This window comes from Klebsiella sp. NPDC088457, assembly GCF_044900465.1.
Taxonomy (GTDB): domain Bacteria; phylum Pseudomonadota; class Gammaproteobacteria; order Enterobacterales; family Enterobacteriaceae; genus Klebsiella.
Genome location: NZ_JBJDNH010000057.1, coordinates 16,009 through 30,168, shown reverse-complemented (window position 1 = coordinate 30,168; position 14,160 = coordinate 16,009). Strand labels below are relative to the sequence as shown.

Sequence of the window (14,160 nt, the reverse complement as noted above, 5' to 3'; positions counted from 1 at the left end):
ATTGAGAAGGAATAAGAGATATGACCGCCTTTGGTAAAAAATGGTTAACAGGTCTGATTACAGGTGCGTTGATGGCCGTCTCTGCCGGTTCACTCGCCGCTGAACAAAAAACCCTGCATGTTTATAACTGGTCTGATTATATTGCCCCGGATACGGTGGCGGATTTCGAAAAAGAGACCGGTATTAAAGTGGTGTACGACGTTTTTGACTCCAACGAAGTGCTGGAGGGCAAATTAATGGCGGGCAGTACCGGTTTCGACCTGGTGGTACCGTCAGCCAGCTTCCTTGAGCGCCAGCTGGCGGCGGGCGTATTCCAGCCGCTGGACAAGAGCAAACTGCCGAACTGGAAAAATCTCGACCCGGAAGTGTTACAGCTGGTTGCGAAGCACGATCCGGAGAACAAGTACGCGATGCCGTATCTGTGGGCGACCACCGGCATTGGCTATAACGTCGATAAAGTGAAAGCGGTGCTGGGCAAAGACGCGCCGCTTGATAGCTGGGATCTGGTGCTTAAGCCGGAGAACCTCGAAAAACTGAAAAGCTGCGGCGTCTCTTTCCTTGATGCACCGGAAGAGATTTTCGCCACCGTGCTGAACTATCTCGGCAAAGATCCAAACAGTACTCAAGCCAATGATTACACCGGCCCGGCAACTGACCTGCTGCTGAAGCTGCGGCCTAATATCCGCTACTTCCACTCCTCGCAATACATTAACGACCTTGCCAACGGCGATATCTGCGTCGCCATCGGCTGGGCGGGCGATGTCTGGCAGGCGGCAAACCGCGCTAAAGAGGCGAAAAACGGCGTCAACGTTTCCTACTTTATTCCCAAAGAAGGAGCGCTGGCGTTCTTTGATGTCTTTGCGATGCCGGCGGATGCCAAAAATAAAGATGAGGCCTATCAGTTCCTTAACTATCTGATGCGCCCGGAAGTTATCGCCAAAATCAGCGACCAGGTGTATTACGCCAACGGTAACAAGGCCTCTACGCCGCTGGTCAGCGAAGCCATCCGCAATAATCCGGCTATCTACCCACCGGCTGACGTGTTCGCCAAGCTGTTTACCCTGAAAGTTCAGGATCCGAAAATCGACCGCGTGCGTACCCGCGCGTGGACCAAAGTCAAAAGCGGCAAATAAAACCTGACGGCCCGGTTCGCCGGGCCGGAAAAGGTGTTACTCAGCCGGGAGATTGCCATGCCCGGCCTGAGCAGACGCGAAAGTCACGTGTAGCGAAAATATGCACCAGGATGGTGCACCTGCACTGTAAAGCACAATGTATGGCAACCGGGCCATACGGTGGTTAGTTTTTTGCCGGAGAGCACCCGAGTGAATGACGCAATTCCCCGCCCACAAGCGAAAACCCCGAAAGCGCTGACCCCGCTGCTGGAAATCCGTAACCTGACGAAGTCCTTTGACGGGCAGCACGCCGTCGACGACGTCAATCTCACGATTTATAAAGGCGAAATTTTCGCCCTGCTGGGCGCATCCGGCTGCGGAAAATCGACGCTGCTGCGCATGCTGGCCGGCTTTGAAGAACCGACCGCCGGGCAAATTATGCTGGACGGCGTCGACCTGTCGCGGGTACCGCCGTATCAGCGCCCCATCAATATGATGTTTCAATCCTATGCGCTGTTTCCCCATATGACGGTGGAGCAGAACATTGCCTTCGGCCTGAAGCAGGACAAGCTACCGAAGAGCGAAATCACCAGCCGGGTGCAGGAGATGCTGGCGCTGGTGCATATGCAGGAGTTTGCCAAACGCAAACCGCATCAGCTGTCCGGCGGCCAGCGTCAGCGCGTGGCCCTGGCCCGCAGCCTGGCGAAACGTCCGAAGCTGCTGCTGCTCGATGAGCCCATGGGCGCTCTGGATAAAAAGCTGCGCGACCGCATGCAGCTGGAAGTGGTGGATATCCTCGAGCGCGTGGGGGCGACCTGCGTGATGGTGACCCACGATCAGGAAGAAGCGATGACCATGGCCGGGCGTATCGCCATTATGAACCGCGGTAAGTTCGTGCAAATTGGCGAGCCGGAAGAGATCTACGAGCATCCGACGACCCGCTATAGCGCCGAATTCATCGGTTCGGTCAACGTCTTTGAAGGGCTGGTCAAAGAGCGTCTGGAAGATGGCCTGGTGCTGAGTTCGCCGGGGCTGACGCATCCGCTGAAGGTCGATCCCGACGCTTCCGTCGTCGACAACGTCCCGGTGTGGGTCGCCCTGCGGCCGGAAAAAATCATGCTCTGCGACGAGCCGCCGGCGAATGGTTACAACTTCGCGGTCGGGGAGGTGATTCATATCGCCTACCTCGGCGACCTGTCTATCTACCACGTACGGCTGCAAAGCGGACAGATGATCAGCGCTCAGTTGCAGAACGAACACCGCCACCGCAAGGGCACGCCAACCTGGGGTGATGAAGTCCGTTTGTGCTGGGATGCCGACAGCTGCGTTGTTCTGACGGTGTAAGGAGAGGGCGATGAGTACATTAGAACCACCGGCCGGGGCGAATAAAACGGGCGGTTTTGCGCGATGGCTGACGCGCCTGCAGATGGCCCATGGCCGCAAGCTGGTGATTGCGCTGCCGTATCTGTGGCTGATCCTGCTGTTCCTGCTGCCGTTCCTGATCGTGTTTAAAATCAGCCTCGCGGAGATGGCGCGGGCGATCCCGCCCTATACCGATCTGTGGGCGTGGGCGGATGGCCAGCTCTCGCTCACTTTGAACCTCGGCAACTTCCTGCAGCTGACCGACGATCCGCTCTATTTTGAGGCCTATCTGCAGTCGCTGCAGGTGGCGGGGATCTCAACTTTCTGCTGCCTGCTGCTGGGTTATCCGCTGGCATGGGCGGTGGCGCACAGTAAACCGTCAACGCGAAATATCCTGCTGCTGCTGGTGATCCTGCCGTCATGGACCTCATTCCTGATCCGCGTCTATGCGTGGATGGGGCTGTTGAAAAGCAACGGCGTGCTGAATAATTTCCTGCTCTGGCTCGGGGTTATCGATCGGCCGCTGGAGATCCTGCATACCAATCTGGCGGTCTATATCGGTATTGTGTATGCCTATCTGCCGTTTATGGTGCTGCCGATCTATACCGCGCTGACGCGTATCGACTACTCGCTGGTCGAGGCCTCTCTGGATCTGGGGGCCCGGCCGCTGAAAACCTTCTTCCAGGTGATTGTCCCGCTGACCAAAGGCGGGATTATCGCCGGTTCGATGCTGGTCTTTATTCCGGCGGTAGGGGAGTTCGTGATCCCGGAGCTGCTCGGCGGCCCGGATAGCATTATGATCGGGCGGGTTCTGTGGCAGGAGTTCTTTAATAACCGCGACTGGCCGGTTGCCTCTGCGGTGGCGATCGTGATGCTGTTGCTGCTGATCGTGCCGATCATGTGGTTCCACAAACACCAGCAAAAACAGATGGGGGAGCACGGATGAATGAGTTGCCGGTAGTCCGTTCGCCGTGGCGAATTTTAATCCTCGTTATCGGCTTCACCTTTTTATATGCCCCGATGCTGATGCTGGTGATTTACTCGTTCAACAGCTCGAAGCTGGTCACGGTGTGGGCCGGCTGGTCAACGCGCTGGTACAGCGAACTGTTCCACGACGATGCCATGATGAGCGCCGTGGGGCTGAGCCTGACCATCGCCACCTGTGCGGCGACGGCGGCGGCGATCCTCGGCACCATCGCGGCGGTGGTGCTGGTGCGATTTGGCCGCTTTCGGGGGTCAAACGGCTTTGCCTTTATGATTACCGCGCCGCTGGTGATGCCGGATGTGATCACCGGGCTGTCGCTGCTGCTGCTGTTTGTGGCGCTCGGGCACGCCATCGGCTGGCCGTCGGATCGCGGTATGTTGACCATCTGGCTGGCGCATGTGACCTTTTGCACCGCCTACGTGGCGGTGGTGATTTCATCGCGGCTGCGTGAACTGGACCATTCTATCGAGGAAGCGGCGATGGACCTCGGCGCGCCGCCGCTAAAGGTCTTCTTCATTATTACGTTACCGATGATTATGCCGGCGGTGATCTCCGGCTGGCTGCTGGCGTTTACCTTATCGTTGGACGATCTGGTCATTGCCAGCTTTGTCTCCGGCCCCGGAGCCACCACCTTACCGATGCTGGTCTTCTCCAGCGTACGTATGGGGGTGAACCCGGAAATCAACGCCCTGGCGACCTTAATCCTCGGCGTCGTGGGGATTGTTGGTTTTATCGCCTGGTATTTGATGGCGCGCGCAGAAAAGCAGCGGGTACGCGATATCCAGCGTGCAAGACGGGGCTGAAGCCCCTAAAATCTACGGTAAGACTGGTATCGGCGTCGCGAGCAGGCGACGCCGTTTTCATGGAAGACGTTTCCGTTGGCATTGTTTACTAAAACTCGTTCATCTCATGCCCGGCTTAACGTGCCTGCGCTGGTGCAGGTCGCGGCCTTTGCCATTATTTTGATCCGCGCAGTGGACCTGCTGATGATCCTTAATCAGCTGGGGGTAAATGGCATAGCGGAATTTATTCACCGCAGCGTGCAGACATGGAGCCTGACGCTGGTGTTTCTCTCCAGCCTGCTGCTGGTGTTTGTTGAGATCTGGTGCGCATTTTCTCTGGTAAAAGGGCATAACCTGGCGCGGTGGATCTTTCTGCTGACGCAAATTATGGTCACCGGCTATCTTTGGGCGGCGTCATTGGGCTATGGCTATCCGGAACTGTTCAGCATTGCCGGTGAATCGAAGCGGGAGATTTTACATTCGCTGTTCATGCAAAAGCTGCCCGATTTGCTGGTGCTGGCGCTGCTGTTTATCCCGGCGTCGTGTCGCCGCTTTTTCCGACTGCAATAACGGTGATACAATCCCCGCCCCTGATTTTTTGAAGGTCTTCTTATGCACTGCGCACTCTATGACGCGGGCCGCTGCCGCTCCTGTCAGTGGCTGGAACTGCCGTTAACACAACAGCTCGCCGGTAAAATGGCTGAGCTCAGAACGTTGTTGGCAGACAGCCCGGTGGCGACATGGCATGAACCGGTCTCCGGCCCGGAGGCCGCTTTTCGCAATAAAGCCAAAATGGTGGTCAGCGGCAGCGTCGAACGTCCGCTGCTGGGGATGTTGCACCGTGACGGCAGTCCTGAAGATCTGACGGCGTGTCCGCTCTATCCCGCCAGTTTTGCGCCGGTTTTTGCCGCGCTGAAACCGTTTATCGCCCGCGCCGGGTTAACGCCCTATAACGTCGCTCGCCAGCGCGGCGAACTAAAGTATCTGCTGCTGACCGAAAGCCAGCAGGACGGCGGGATGATGCTGCGTTTTGTCCTGCGTTCCACAACGAAACTTGCGCAGCTGCGCGCCGCGCTGCCGTGGTTGCAGGCGCAGCTGCCCCAGTTGAAGGTCATTACCGCCAATATTCAGCCGGTGCATATGGCGATTATGGAAGGCGAAGAGGAGATTCTCCTCAGCGAGCAGGCGGCGCTGGCGGAAAACTTTAACGGCGTGCCGCTGTGGATCCGCCCGCAGAGCTTCTTTCAGACCAACCCGGCCGTCGCCAGCCGGCTGTATGCCGCCGCCCGCGACTGGGTGCGCCAGCTGCCGGTGAATCATATGTGGGATCTGTTCTGCGGGGTGGGCGGTTTTGGCCTGCATTGCGCCACGGTGAAAATGCGGTTGACCGGGATCGAGATTGCGCCGGAAGCGATTGCCAGCGCGAAACAGTCTGCCGCCGAGCTGGGCCTGAGCAACCTGCATTTCCAGGCGCTGGACTCGACGCAGTTCGCCACCGCCGGGGGAGAACTTCCTGACCTGGTGCTGGTGAACCCGCCGCGCCGCGGGATTGGTGGCGAACTGTGCGACTATTTATCGCGTATGGCGCCCCCCTACATTATCTATTCCAGCTGTAATGCCAGGACGATGGCAAAAGATATCGCTCAGCTGCCGGGTTACCGGGTTGAGCGGGTGCAGCTGTTCGACATGTTCCCCCACACCGCACACTATGAAGTGCTGACGCTGCTGGTTCGTGAAGTTTAAACAAAATGTGAACTCTTAGGGCGGGGGAAATCAGGTAAGCTTGGCGGATAACGGCGTGAATATTAGCGGAGCGATACCGATGGTCAAAAGAATCCTGCTGGTCGAAGATGATGACGACATTGCCACTTTGCTGCGCCTGAATCTGCAGGACGAGGGGTATCAGATTGTCCATGAAGCGGATGGCGCGCAGGCGCTGGCACAGCTGGAAAAGGGCGGCTGGGATGCGGCGATCCTTGACCTGATGCTGCCCAACGTTGATGGCCTGGAAATTTGCCGGCGTATTCGCCAGATGACCCGCTATCTGCCGGTGATTATCATCAGCGCCCGCTCCAGCGAAACCCACCGCGTGCTGGGGCTGGAGATGGGGGCCGACGACTATCTGGCAAAACCGTTTTCGGTGATTGAACTGGTGGCGCGGGTCAAAGCGCTGTTTCGTCGTCAGGAGGCGATGGGGCAGAACCTGTTGATGGATGCCGGGCGGATTGAGTGCCACGGCCTGAGCATCGATCCGCTGTCGCGGGAGATCAGACTGCGCGGCGAGCCGGTGGATTTAACGCCACGCGAATTCGACCTGCTTTACTACTTTGCCCGCCATCCCGGCGAGGTCTTCTCCCGCCTGGCCTTACTTGACCGCGTCTGGGGTTACCAGCACGAGGGCTATGAGCATACGGTCAATACCCATATCAACCGCCTGCGCAGCAAAATTGAACGTGAGCCGACAGAGCCGGAAATCATTCTGACGGTGTGGGGAAAAGGCTATAAATTCGCTCCTGAGCGCAAAGGGGAAGGGCAATGATGCGGCGGCTGAGCCTGAGTCAGCGTCTGGCGCTGGTGTTCACTTCGCTGCTGCTGCTTTGCGCGGCGGCCGTTTGTGCGGTTCAGCTATACAGCAGCGCGCAATACGGTAACGCGATGGTGCAGCGTCTTTCTGCCGGGCTGGCGCAGCAAATTGTGGCCCGTGAGCCGCTGCTCGATACCCACGGACAGGTCAATCGCCAGGCGCTGAAACCGCTATTTGACCGGCTGATGGTCTTTAACCCCAGCGTTGAGCTGTACCTGGTTTCTCCTGACGGCGAACTGCTGGCCGATGCCGCGCCGCCGGGCCATATCAAGCGCCAGCGTATCGACCTGTCGCCGGTGCAGACGTTTCTCTCCGGGGGGAGCTGGCCGGTGTACGGCGACGATCCGCGCAGTCCGGACCGGCAAAAAGTGTTCAGCGTCGCGCCGGTGAATATTGACGGCCAGCTGCGCGGGTATCTGTATATTATTCTGCAAGGGGATACCTTTAATGCACTGGCGGCCAGCGCTTGGCAGAAGACGCTGGGGAGTCTGCTGATCTGGACGCTGCTGCTGGTGGCCTTGTTCGGCCTGCTGGCCGGTGGGCTGGCCTGGTTCTGGGTGACGCGCCCGGTGCGTCAGCTCACCGCGCAGGTAGGGATCCCTGGAGAAGACAGCATGGAGGCGATCAGGCTCCTGGCGGCGCAAACGCCGGAGCCGCATCCCGGTAATGAAGTGGCGATTTTGCACAACCGCTTTATCGACCTCTCCCGACAGATTGCCGGGCAGTGGGAGCATCTGGCCGATAGCGACCGCCAGCGTCGGGAGTTTATCGCCAATATTTCTCACGATCTGCGCACGCCGCTGACCTCGCTGCTGGGCTATCTTGAGACGCTGACCCTGAAAGCCGACCGGCTGAGCGCGGAGGAGAGCAAACGCTATCTGAATATTGCGCTGCGGCAGGGCAACAAAGTCCGCTATCTTTCGCAACAGCTGTTTGAGCTGGCTCGCCTGGAGCATGGCGGCATCAAGCCGCAGCCGGAGAAGTTTGTGCTGGCCGAGCTGGTGCAGGACGTGGCGCAGAAGTTCGACCTGGCGATTGCCACCCGTCATATTCGCCTGCAGCTGGCGTTGGCCGGCGGCCTGCCGCCGGTGGTAGCGGATTTATCGATGATGGAACGGGTCTTGACCAATTTGCTGGATAATGCGATTCGCCATACTCCGGATGGCGGCAACATCAGCCTGACGGCGTGTCAGCAGGGCGCGCAGATGGTGGTCGAGGTCGCGGATAGCGGCCCCGGCATTGCCGGTGAACTGCGGGCCACGCTGTTTGAACGGCCTTCGGTGCTGGAGCCAGGTCAGGGGAGTGAATCGCGGGGCGGGTTAGGGCTGATGATCGTGCGGCGGATGTTGCAGCTGCACGGCGGCGATATTCAGCTGCAGGATGTGCCGGCAGGGGCCTGCTTCCGCTTTACCCTGCCGCTGCGTTTGTAGCTTCCCCCGGCTGCGTTGTGCTTACCGGGGCCGAATACAGCGCCCGGGTCAGTAAAAGATTATTCCGGGAGCCACTGGCTGCTGATTTTCTGATAGGTACCGTCGGCTTTAATCGCCTTCAGCGCGCTGTTCAGTTTATCCAGCAGGGCTTTGTTATCCGGACGCACGGCGATGCCAAGGCCGGTACCGAAGTATTGCGGATCGGTCACTTTTGGCGTCGCCACGCCCAGCTGCGGGTTGGTTTTCAGCCACTCATTCACCACTGCGGTATCGCCGAATACCCCGTCAATACGGCCGTTTTTCAGGTCAATAATCGCATTCTGATAGCTATCGTAGGCCACGGTTTTGACTTCCGGATGTTTGTCCTGCAGGTATTTCTGGTGAGTGGTGCCGTTTTCCATACCAATACGTTTGCCTTTCAGGTCGGCAAAAGAGTGGAACGCGTCTTTTTTGGCAATCACCAGCGCCGAGTTTGCGTAGTACGGCTCGGTAAACGCCACCTGCTTGCTGCGCTCCGGGGTAATGTCCATACCGGAAATCACCGCATCATATTTTTTAAATTTCAGCGCCGGGATCAGGCTGTCGAAAGCATGATTAGTAAAAGTACAGTCGGCCTGCATTTGTTTGCACAGCGCTTTTGCCAGATCGAGATCGAAACCGACGATCTGATTGTTGGCGTCCATGGATTCAAAAGGGGGGTAGGTTGCCGAAACGCCGAAGCTGATCTTCTCTGCGGCAGCGGCGCCAAAGGCGAAAGAGGAAAGCAGTGCAGCCAGAACTAACTTTTTCATCGTGGAACTCCCGTCGGTCAATCTTATGATGTTGTGCCGTGTCTGCGGCTGATTTTTACAATGCCATTAAATGAATTTATATTCAATAATTTGGTATAAGTATTTTTTAATCAATAAAAAAGACGGGCTATGTAGCGACATACCCGTCTTTATATTTGATAGTTATGCATTCTCGGCGCGCGTTTAATCCGGCTTCTCAACCTGCTTAAACGCAGACAAGCGTTAATTCCGCCGTTCAAACGCCAGCGCTTTACGCTCCACCAGCCGCATCAGTAAGGTCAGCAGCCCGTTGACGATCAGATAGACGATACCGGCCGCGCCGAAGACCATCACATCGTAGGTTCGTCCGTACAGCAGCTGGCCGTGCCCCATCACTTCCATCAGGGTGATGGTGTAAGCCAGGGAGGTGCTTTTGAACACCAGCACCACCTCGTTGGAATAAGAAGAGAGGGCGCGTTTAAAGGCATACGGCAGCAGAATCGCCAGCGTATCTTTCTTGCTCATTCCCAGGGCGCTACAGGACTGCCACTGGCCGTCAGGGATCGCGCGAATCGCGCCATAAAACAGCTGGGTGGTGTAGGCCGCGCTGTTCAGCGACAGGGCGATCAGGGCGCACAGCCAGGGTTCAGAAATCAGATGCCACAGTAGCGGGTACTCCTGCAACGAGGGAAACTGCCCGGGGCCGTAGTAAATCAGGAAGATCTGCACCAGCAGCGGCGTGCCGGTAAACAGGGTGATATAGACGCGAACAATCCACACCAGTACCGGCGTTTTTAGCGTCAGCACAATGGTAAAGATTAGCGACAGAATCAGCGCCACGACGATCGATGCTGCGGTCAGCGTCAGGCTGGTGTGCAGCCCTTTCAGCAGTTCGGGTAAATAATCGAGCATCAGCCTGGTCTCCGTTCGAAGCGCGTCGCACGTTGGTCAATACGTTTCAGAATGTACTGACTGAGCAGGGTGATGACCAGATAGATCGCCGCCGCGATGATATACCAGTTGAACGGTTCCTGGGTGCGGGTGGCGATACTTTTGGTTTGCAACATCAGATCGTTGACGCTGATTAAGCTCACCAGCGCGGTATCTTTCAGCAGCACCAGCCACTGGTTACCGAGGCCCGGCAGCGCATGACGCCACATCTGCGGCATCACCAGACGGAAGAAAATCGCCCCTTTCGCTAGCCCCAGCGCCTGGCCGGATTCCCACTGCCCCTGAGGCACGGCCTTCAGCGCGCCGCGCAGAGTTTGCGAGGCGTAGGCTGCGTACAGCAGGGACAGGGCGACGGCGCCACAGAGGAACGGACTGACGTCGAAGTTCTCAATCTGCATCTGCACCGGAATCTGCACCACACCCAGATTGATGGTGAAGCCGTCAGAGAGCGTGAGCAGCAGCTGCGAGGAGCCAAAATAGATAAACAGGACCACCAGAATTTCCGGTAGCCCGCGCAGAACCGTCACCACGCCGGTTGCGAGCCATGCCAGCGGACGCCATTTCACTGACTCCAGCACGGCGAACAGCATCGCCAGCACAAGGCCGATGATGAGCGCGCAAACGGCAAGGCCGACGGTCATCCCGGCGGCACTTGCTAATGGGAAAATTTCGTTCATTGAGCGTTACTTCTGAAACCATTTGCTGTAGATGGTCTGGTAGGTCCCATCTTTTTTCACTTTTTCCAGCGCCGCATTAAATTTCTGCTGCAGCTCGGTGTTGCCCTGACGCAGCGCAATCCCGAGACCGGTGCCGAAGTAATCTTTATCCGTGACTTTATCGCCAACCGCCGCCAGCTTCGGATTGCTTTTCAGCCACTCGGTGACGACGGCATTATCGCCAAACACGGCGTCAATACGGCCATTTTGCAGATCCAGCTTCGCATTCTGGTAACTGTCGTAAGGCACGGTGGTGATTTCAGGATGTTTGTCGTTAATGAATTTCTGGTGGGTGGTGCCGTTCTGAACGCCGACTTTTTTGCCTTTCAGCTGGTCGATGCTGGTGAATTTACCCTGCTGACCGACAAACAACGCGGAGTTCTCATAGTACGGGGTGGTGAACAGCACCTGCTTTTCACGCTCAGGCGTAATGTCCATCCCGGCCATCACCGCGTCGAAGCGGCGGAACTTCAGGCTGGGGATCAGGCTGTCGAAGGCCTGATTGGTAAAGGTGCAGGTCGCATCAATCTCTTTACACAGCGCGTTAGCCAGATCGACGTCGAAGCCGACAATTTTGTTGTTGGCGTCAATCGATTCAAACGGAGGATAGGACGCCTCGGTAGCGAAACGAATGGTCTGGGCTGCGGTAGCAGAGAGGCTCATACCCGCCAGAATCGCGGCAATCAGTACTTTTTTCATCGTCAATTCCCCGAAAAACATCAATGTGAAAGATAGTTTTTAAACGCGTCAGTCTGCGGATGCGTAAAGCAGCTGGCATCCCCTTGTTCAACGATATAGCCGTTTTCCATATACACCACGCGGCTGGCGGTTTTGCGCGCCACTTCCACTTCGTGGGTAACGATAACCTGCGTAATGCCGGTGCCAGCCAGTTCGCGGATAATACTGACGATCTGGGCGGTAATTTCCGGATCGAGCGCGGCGGTGGGTTCGTCAAACAGCAGCACCTGAGGCTCCATCATTAGCGCCCGCGCAATGGCGACGCGCTGCTGCTGGCCGCCGGAAAGGTGCAGCGGATAACGATCGCTGTAGGGCTTAAGGCGCAGCCGCTCCAGCAGCTTTTCGGCGCGAGCCAGAGCCTGCTCTTTGCTTAGGCCCAGCACGCGGCAGGGGGCTTCAATCAGATTTTGCACGACGCTCAGGTGCGGCCACAGATTGTACTGTTGGAAAACCATACCTACGTTCTGGCGCAGCTCACGAATGGCTTTGTCGGAAGGCGCTTTGGTAAAGTCAAAGTGGTTACCGGCGATATGTAACGTCCCGGAGCGCGGCATTTCCAGCAGGTTGAGTACGCGAAGCAGCGAGCTTTTCCCGGCGCCACTGGGGCCGAGCAGCACCAGCGTTTCCCCCTGCGGGCAATCCAGCGTGATGTCGAACAGCGCCTGGTGTGCGCCGTAGAAGCAGTTAATGCCGTTTAGTTTAATACTCATCTGGGCTGTATGATTCGAATAGCTATTGAGGCCGCAAATACTACCTTTGACAGAATAGTTATGCAATATTTATGCGTTAAAAGTTAAATCTAAACCACATTTACCTCTAAACTTAGCACAAAATATGGGTTCGTGGGGTAGGGGGGAACAAATGTCGGTATAACCTGGAGAAATACCGACATTTTACCGGAGTTATCGTTTCAGCGCCGTGGGTTCAACGCCCTTATCCCCGTTTTTCAAGACTCTGTTGCAGCGATCCCGCCGGCGCGTGGGCGTTTATGCCGAGATAGCGCACATCATCGACTACCCAACACTGCCCTTCGTGAATCATCAGCACTTCATCTTTCCAGCTTTGGCTACCCTGGGTAAACCCAACGCGCAGAGGGATATTGCGGGCGTCGCGGTTCGGGATCGTCGAGGCGCTGGCGACGCTGGCGCTATCGGCCGGGGTCGCAGAGCTGGAGAAGGGGTTAGATTGCAGCAGGGAGCCGCGCGCCGGGTCGCGCTGCGCATCGTTCAACAGCTTCGCCAGATCGTCGCTCAGATAAGGGCGCAACGCCGTCAGGTCGTGATTACGCTGCTGAATCTGGTCGTCGTAAAACTTCTGCGCCACTTCATCTGGCCCACCTTCGATGCAGCTGCCGCTGCGCGGGCCGTTATCTTTATAGGCTGGAGTGACGGTGGTACAGGCGCTCAGCGCCAGCGCGCAGGGGAGCATTAAAGCAACGAGTTTGTAGCGCATAATGATTTCCTTATAAGCTCACTACGTTAAAATATCCATTCAAGCATAGCGTATCGATACGGGAATGTGCTTGACTCTCAGAGCTAACACCTTGAACGCTAAAGAAGGAGCTTTATGATGCAATTTTCAACGACACCCACCCTCGAAGGACAGCCTATTGTGAAATACTGCGGCGTCGTGACCGGAGAGGCGATCCTCGGCGCGAACGTTTTCCGCGACTTCTTCGCCAGCATCCGCGATATCGTCGGTGGCCGCGCGGGATCCTATGAAAAAGAGCTGCGCAAGGCGCGGGAGATCGCGTTCGGGGAGATGGGCGAGCAGGCAAAAGCGCTGGGCGCCAACGCGGTCGTCGGTATTGATATCGATTATGAGACGGTGGGCAAGGATAGCAGTATGCTGATGGTCACCGTCAGCGGTACGGCGGTGCAGACCCGGTGATGATGCGCTCTGGCCTGAGCATTGCGATGCTGGCGCTGCTGCTGGTGGGCTGCTCGGCGGAAAAGGGAATAATCGACCGTGACGGCTACCAGCTGGATACCCGCCATCCGGCGCAGGCGGCCTACCCGCGCGTGAAGATCCTGGTCATCCACTATACCGCCGATGATTTCGACGTTTCGCTGGCAACCTTGACGGATAATCAGGTCAGCTCCCACTACCTGATTCCGCAAACTCCGCCTGTGCATCACGGCAAGCCGCGGATCTGGCAGCTGGTGCCGGAAGAGGATCTGGCGTGGCATGCCGGCATCAGCTTCTGGCGCGGCAGTACGCGAATTAACGACACTTCTATTGGTATCGAGCTGGAAAACCGCGGCTGGCAAAAGAGCGCGGGAGGGAAAAGCTTTACGCCATTTAATCCGCCGCAGATTGCGGCGCTGATTCCGTTGGCAAAAGATATTATCGCCCGCTATCACATCGCGCCGCAAAATGTGGTGGCCCATGCCGATATTGCGCCGCAGCGCAAGGACGATCCCGGGCCGCTGTTCCCGTGGCGCCAGCTGGCTGAGCAGGGCATCGGCGCCTGGCCGGACGCCGACCGGGTGAGCTTTTATCTGCAGGGGCGTCCGTCGTATCAACCGGTCGACAGCGCTGAACTGCTCGCTATACTGGCCCGCTATGGCTACCAGGTTACGCCGGAGATGACTCCGGCGCAGCAGACACGGGTGATTATGGCCTTTCAGATGCATTTCCGTCCGGCGCGCTGGGATGGGGTTGCCGATGCTGAAACCCAGGCCATCGCCGAAGCGCTGCTGGAGAAGTATGGCCAGGGGTAAACCGGCG

16 protein-coding genes are annotated in these 14,160 nt (G+C 57.4%); 10 read left to right on the top strand and 6 right to left on the bottom strand.

What is annotated here, in order from left to right:
- Window positions 1-20: 20 nt before the first annotated feature.
- The 8 genes from potF (at window position 21) to ACI2JR_RS25005 (ending at window position 8,255) form a co-directional block, all read left to right on the top strand.
- Window positions 21-1,133 carry a spermidine/putrescine ABC transporter substrate-binding protein PotF gene (potF, locus tag ACI2JR_RS25040; RefSeq protein ID WP_132727688.1) on the top strand — a complete coding sequence of 371 codons (1,113 nt, stop codon included), beginning with the start codon at window positions 21-23 and terminating at the stop codon, window positions 1,131-1,133.
- 189 nt (window positions 1,134-1,322) lie between these two features.
- Window positions 1,323-2,456 (top strand): putrescine ABC transporter ATP-binding subunit PotG, encoded by a 1,134-nt coding sequence (potG, locus tag ACI2JR_RS25035; protein ID WP_132727685.1) that lies wholly within the window; start codon window positions 1,323-1,325, stop codon window positions 2,454-2,456.
- A 10-nt stretch (window positions 2,457-2,466) separates the two neighbouring features.
- Window positions 2,467-3,420, top strand: a complete 954-nt coding sequence (potH, locus tag ACI2JR_RS25030; protein ID WP_132727682.1) for a putrescine ABC transporter permease PotH — start codon at window positions 2,467-2,469, stop codon at window positions 3,418-3,420.
- The gene (gene potI, locus ACI2JR_RS25025; protein ID WP_132727679.1) at window positions 3,417-4,262 is read left to right on the top strand and encodes a putrescine ABC transporter permease PotI; all 846 of its coding nucleotides are present in this window, start codon (window positions 3,417-3,419) and stop codon (window positions 4,260-4,262) included. The genes potH and potI overlap by 4 nt, the downstream gene beginning before the upstream one ends.
- Before the next feature lie 75 nt (window positions 4,263-4,337).
- Window positions 4,338-4,811, top strand: coding sequence for a YbjO family protein (locus ACI2JR_RS25020; RefSeq protein ID WP_132727677.1), 474 nt, complete (start codon window positions 4,338-4,340; stop codon window positions 4,809-4,811).
- 42 nt (window positions 4,812-4,853) lie between these two features.
- Window positions 4,854-5,984: a 23S rRNA (uracil(747)-C(5))-methyltransferase RlmC gene (rlmC, locus tag ACI2JR_RS25015; protein WP_462479719.1), complete on the top strand. Its 1,131-nt coding sequence runs from the start codon at window positions 4,854-4,856 to the stop codon at window positions 5,982-5,984.
- Between the two features lie 79 nt (window positions 5,985-6,063).
- Window positions 6,064-6,780, top strand: coding sequence for a response regulator transcription factor (locus ACI2JR_RS25010; RefSeq protein WP_132727671.1), 717 nt, complete (start codon window positions 6,064-6,066; stop codon window positions 6,778-6,780).
- Complete coding sequence (locus ACI2JR_RS25005) at window positions 6,777-8,255, top strand: ATP-binding protein (protein ID WP_462479718.1); 1,479 nt, start codon at window positions 6,777-6,779, stop codon at window positions 8,253-8,255. Before ACI2JR_RS25010 ends, ACI2JR_RS25005 begins: the two co-directional genes overlap by 4 nt.
- A gap of 59 nt (window positions 8,256-8,314) precedes the next feature.
- Here the strand turns inward: ACI2JR_RS25005 and artJ are convergent, their stop codons facing one another.
- The 6 genes from artJ to ACI2JR_RS24975 form a co-directional block, all read right to left on the bottom strand.
- Entirely contained in the window at window positions 8,315-9,046 is a 732-nt protein-coding gene (gene artJ / locus ACI2JR_RS25000) for an arginine ABC transporter substrate-binding protein ArtJ (protein WP_462479717.1), read from the bottom strand.
- Window positions 9,047-9,268: 222 nt separating this feature from the next.
- Window positions 9,269-9,937: an arginine ABC transporter permease ArtM gene (gene artM / locus ACI2JR_RS24995; RefSeq protein ID WP_132727663.1), complete on the bottom strand. Its 669-nt coding sequence runs from the start codon at window positions 9,935-9,937 to the stop codon at window positions 9,269-9,271.
- Window positions 9,937-10,653, bottom strand: coding sequence for an arginine ABC transporter permease ArtQ (gene artQ / locus ACI2JR_RS24990; RefSeq protein ID WP_132727660.1), 717 nt, complete (start codon window positions 10,651-10,653; stop codon window positions 9,937-9,939). Before artQ ends, artM begins: the two co-directional genes overlap by 1 nt.
- Before the next feature lie 6 nt (window positions 10,654-10,659).
- A complete protein-coding gene (artI, locus tag ACI2JR_RS24985; protein ID WP_132727657.1) occupies window positions 10,660-11,391 on the bottom strand; it encodes an arginine ABC transporter substrate-binding protein ArtI in 732 nt (243 codons plus the stop codon).
- A 20-nt stretch (window positions 11,392-11,411) separates the two neighbouring features.
- The gene (artP, locus tag ACI2JR_RS24980; RefSeq protein WP_132727655.1) at window positions 11,412-12,140 is read right to left on the bottom strand and encodes an arginine ABC transporter ATP-binding protein ArtP; all 729 of its coding nucleotides are present in this window, start codon (window positions 12,138-12,140) and stop codon (window positions 11,412-11,414) included.
- A 223-nt stretch (window positions 12,141-12,363) separates the two neighbouring features.
- A complete protein-coding gene (locus ACI2JR_RS24975) occupies window positions 12,364-12,882 on the bottom strand; it encodes a lipoprotein (RefSeq protein WP_132727652.1) in 519 nt (172 codons plus the stop codon).
- 117 nt (window positions 12,883-12,999) lie between these two features.
- On the opposite strand from ACI2JR_RS24975, the gene ACI2JR_RS24970 reads away from it, so the two are divergent.
- Window positions 13,000-13,320, top strand: a complete 321-nt coding sequence (locus tag ACI2JR_RS24970; RefSeq protein WP_462479722.1) for a heavy metal-binding domain-containing protein — start codon at window positions 13,000-13,002, stop codon at window positions 13,318-13,320.
- 2 nt (window positions 13,321-13,322) lie between these two features.
- Entirely contained in the window at window positions 13,323-14,153 is an 831-nt protein-coding gene (locus ACI2JR_RS24965; protein ID WP_462479721.1) for an N-acetylmuramoyl-L-alanine amidase, read from the top strand.
- Window positions 14,154-14,160 lie beyond the last annotated feature (7 nt).

Bases quoted from the DNA above. Each gene is read 5' to 3' on its own strand.
- potI (WP_132727679.1), top strand. From the start codon at position 3,417: ATGAATGAGTTGCCGGTAGTCCGTTCGCCGTGGCGAATTTTAATCCTC.
- ACI2JR_RS25010 (WP_132727671.1), top strand. From the start codon at position 6,064: ATGGTCAAAAGAATCCTGCTGGTCGAAGATGATGACGACATTGCCACT.
- ACI2JR_RS25005 (WP_462479718.1), top strand. From the start codon at position 6,777: ATGATGCGGCGGCTGAGCCTGAGTCAGCGTCTGGCGCTGGTGTTCACT.
- artQ (WP_132727660.1), bottom strand. From the start codon at position 10,653: ATGAACGAAATTTTCCCATTAGCAAGTGCCGCCGGGATGACCGTCGGC.
- potH (WP_132727682.1), top strand. From the start codon at position 2,467: ATGAGTACATTAGAACCACCGGCCGGGGCGAATAAAACGGGCGGTTTT.
- potF (WP_132727688.1), top strand. From the start codon at position 21: ATGACCGCCTTTGGTAAAAAATGGTTAACAGGTCTGATTACAGGTGCG.
- ACI2JR_RS24970 (WP_462479722.1), top strand. From the start codon at position 13,000: ATGCAATTTTCAACGACACCCACCCTCGAAGGACAGCCTATTGTGAAA.
- artI (WP_132727657.1), bottom strand. From the start codon at position 11,391: ATGAAAAAAGTACTGATTGCCGCGATTCTGGCGGGTATGAGCCTCTCT.
- artP (WP_132727655.1), bottom strand. From the start codon at position 12,140: ATGAGTATTAAACTAAACGGCATTAACTGCTTCTACGGCGCACACCAG.
- ACI2JR_RS24965 (WP_462479721.1), top strand. From the start codon at position 13,323: ATGCGCTCTGGCCTGAGCATTGCGATGCTGGCGCTGCTGCTGGTGGGC.
- rlmC (WP_462479719.1), top strand. From the start codon at position 4,854: ATGCACTGCGCACTCTATGACGCGGGCCGCTGCCGCTCCTGTCAGTGG.
- artJ (WP_462479717.1), bottom strand. From the start codon at position 9,046: ATGAAAAAGTTAGTTCTGGCTGCACTGCTTTCCTCTTTCGCCTTTGGC.
- artM (WP_132727663.1), bottom strand. From the start codon at position 9,937: ATGCTCGATTATTTACCCGAACTGCTGAAAGGGCTGCACACCAGCCTG.
- ACI2JR_RS24975 (WP_132727652.1), bottom strand. From the start codon at position 12,882: ATGCGCTACAAACTCGTTGCTTTAATGCTCCCCTGCGCGCTGGCGCTG.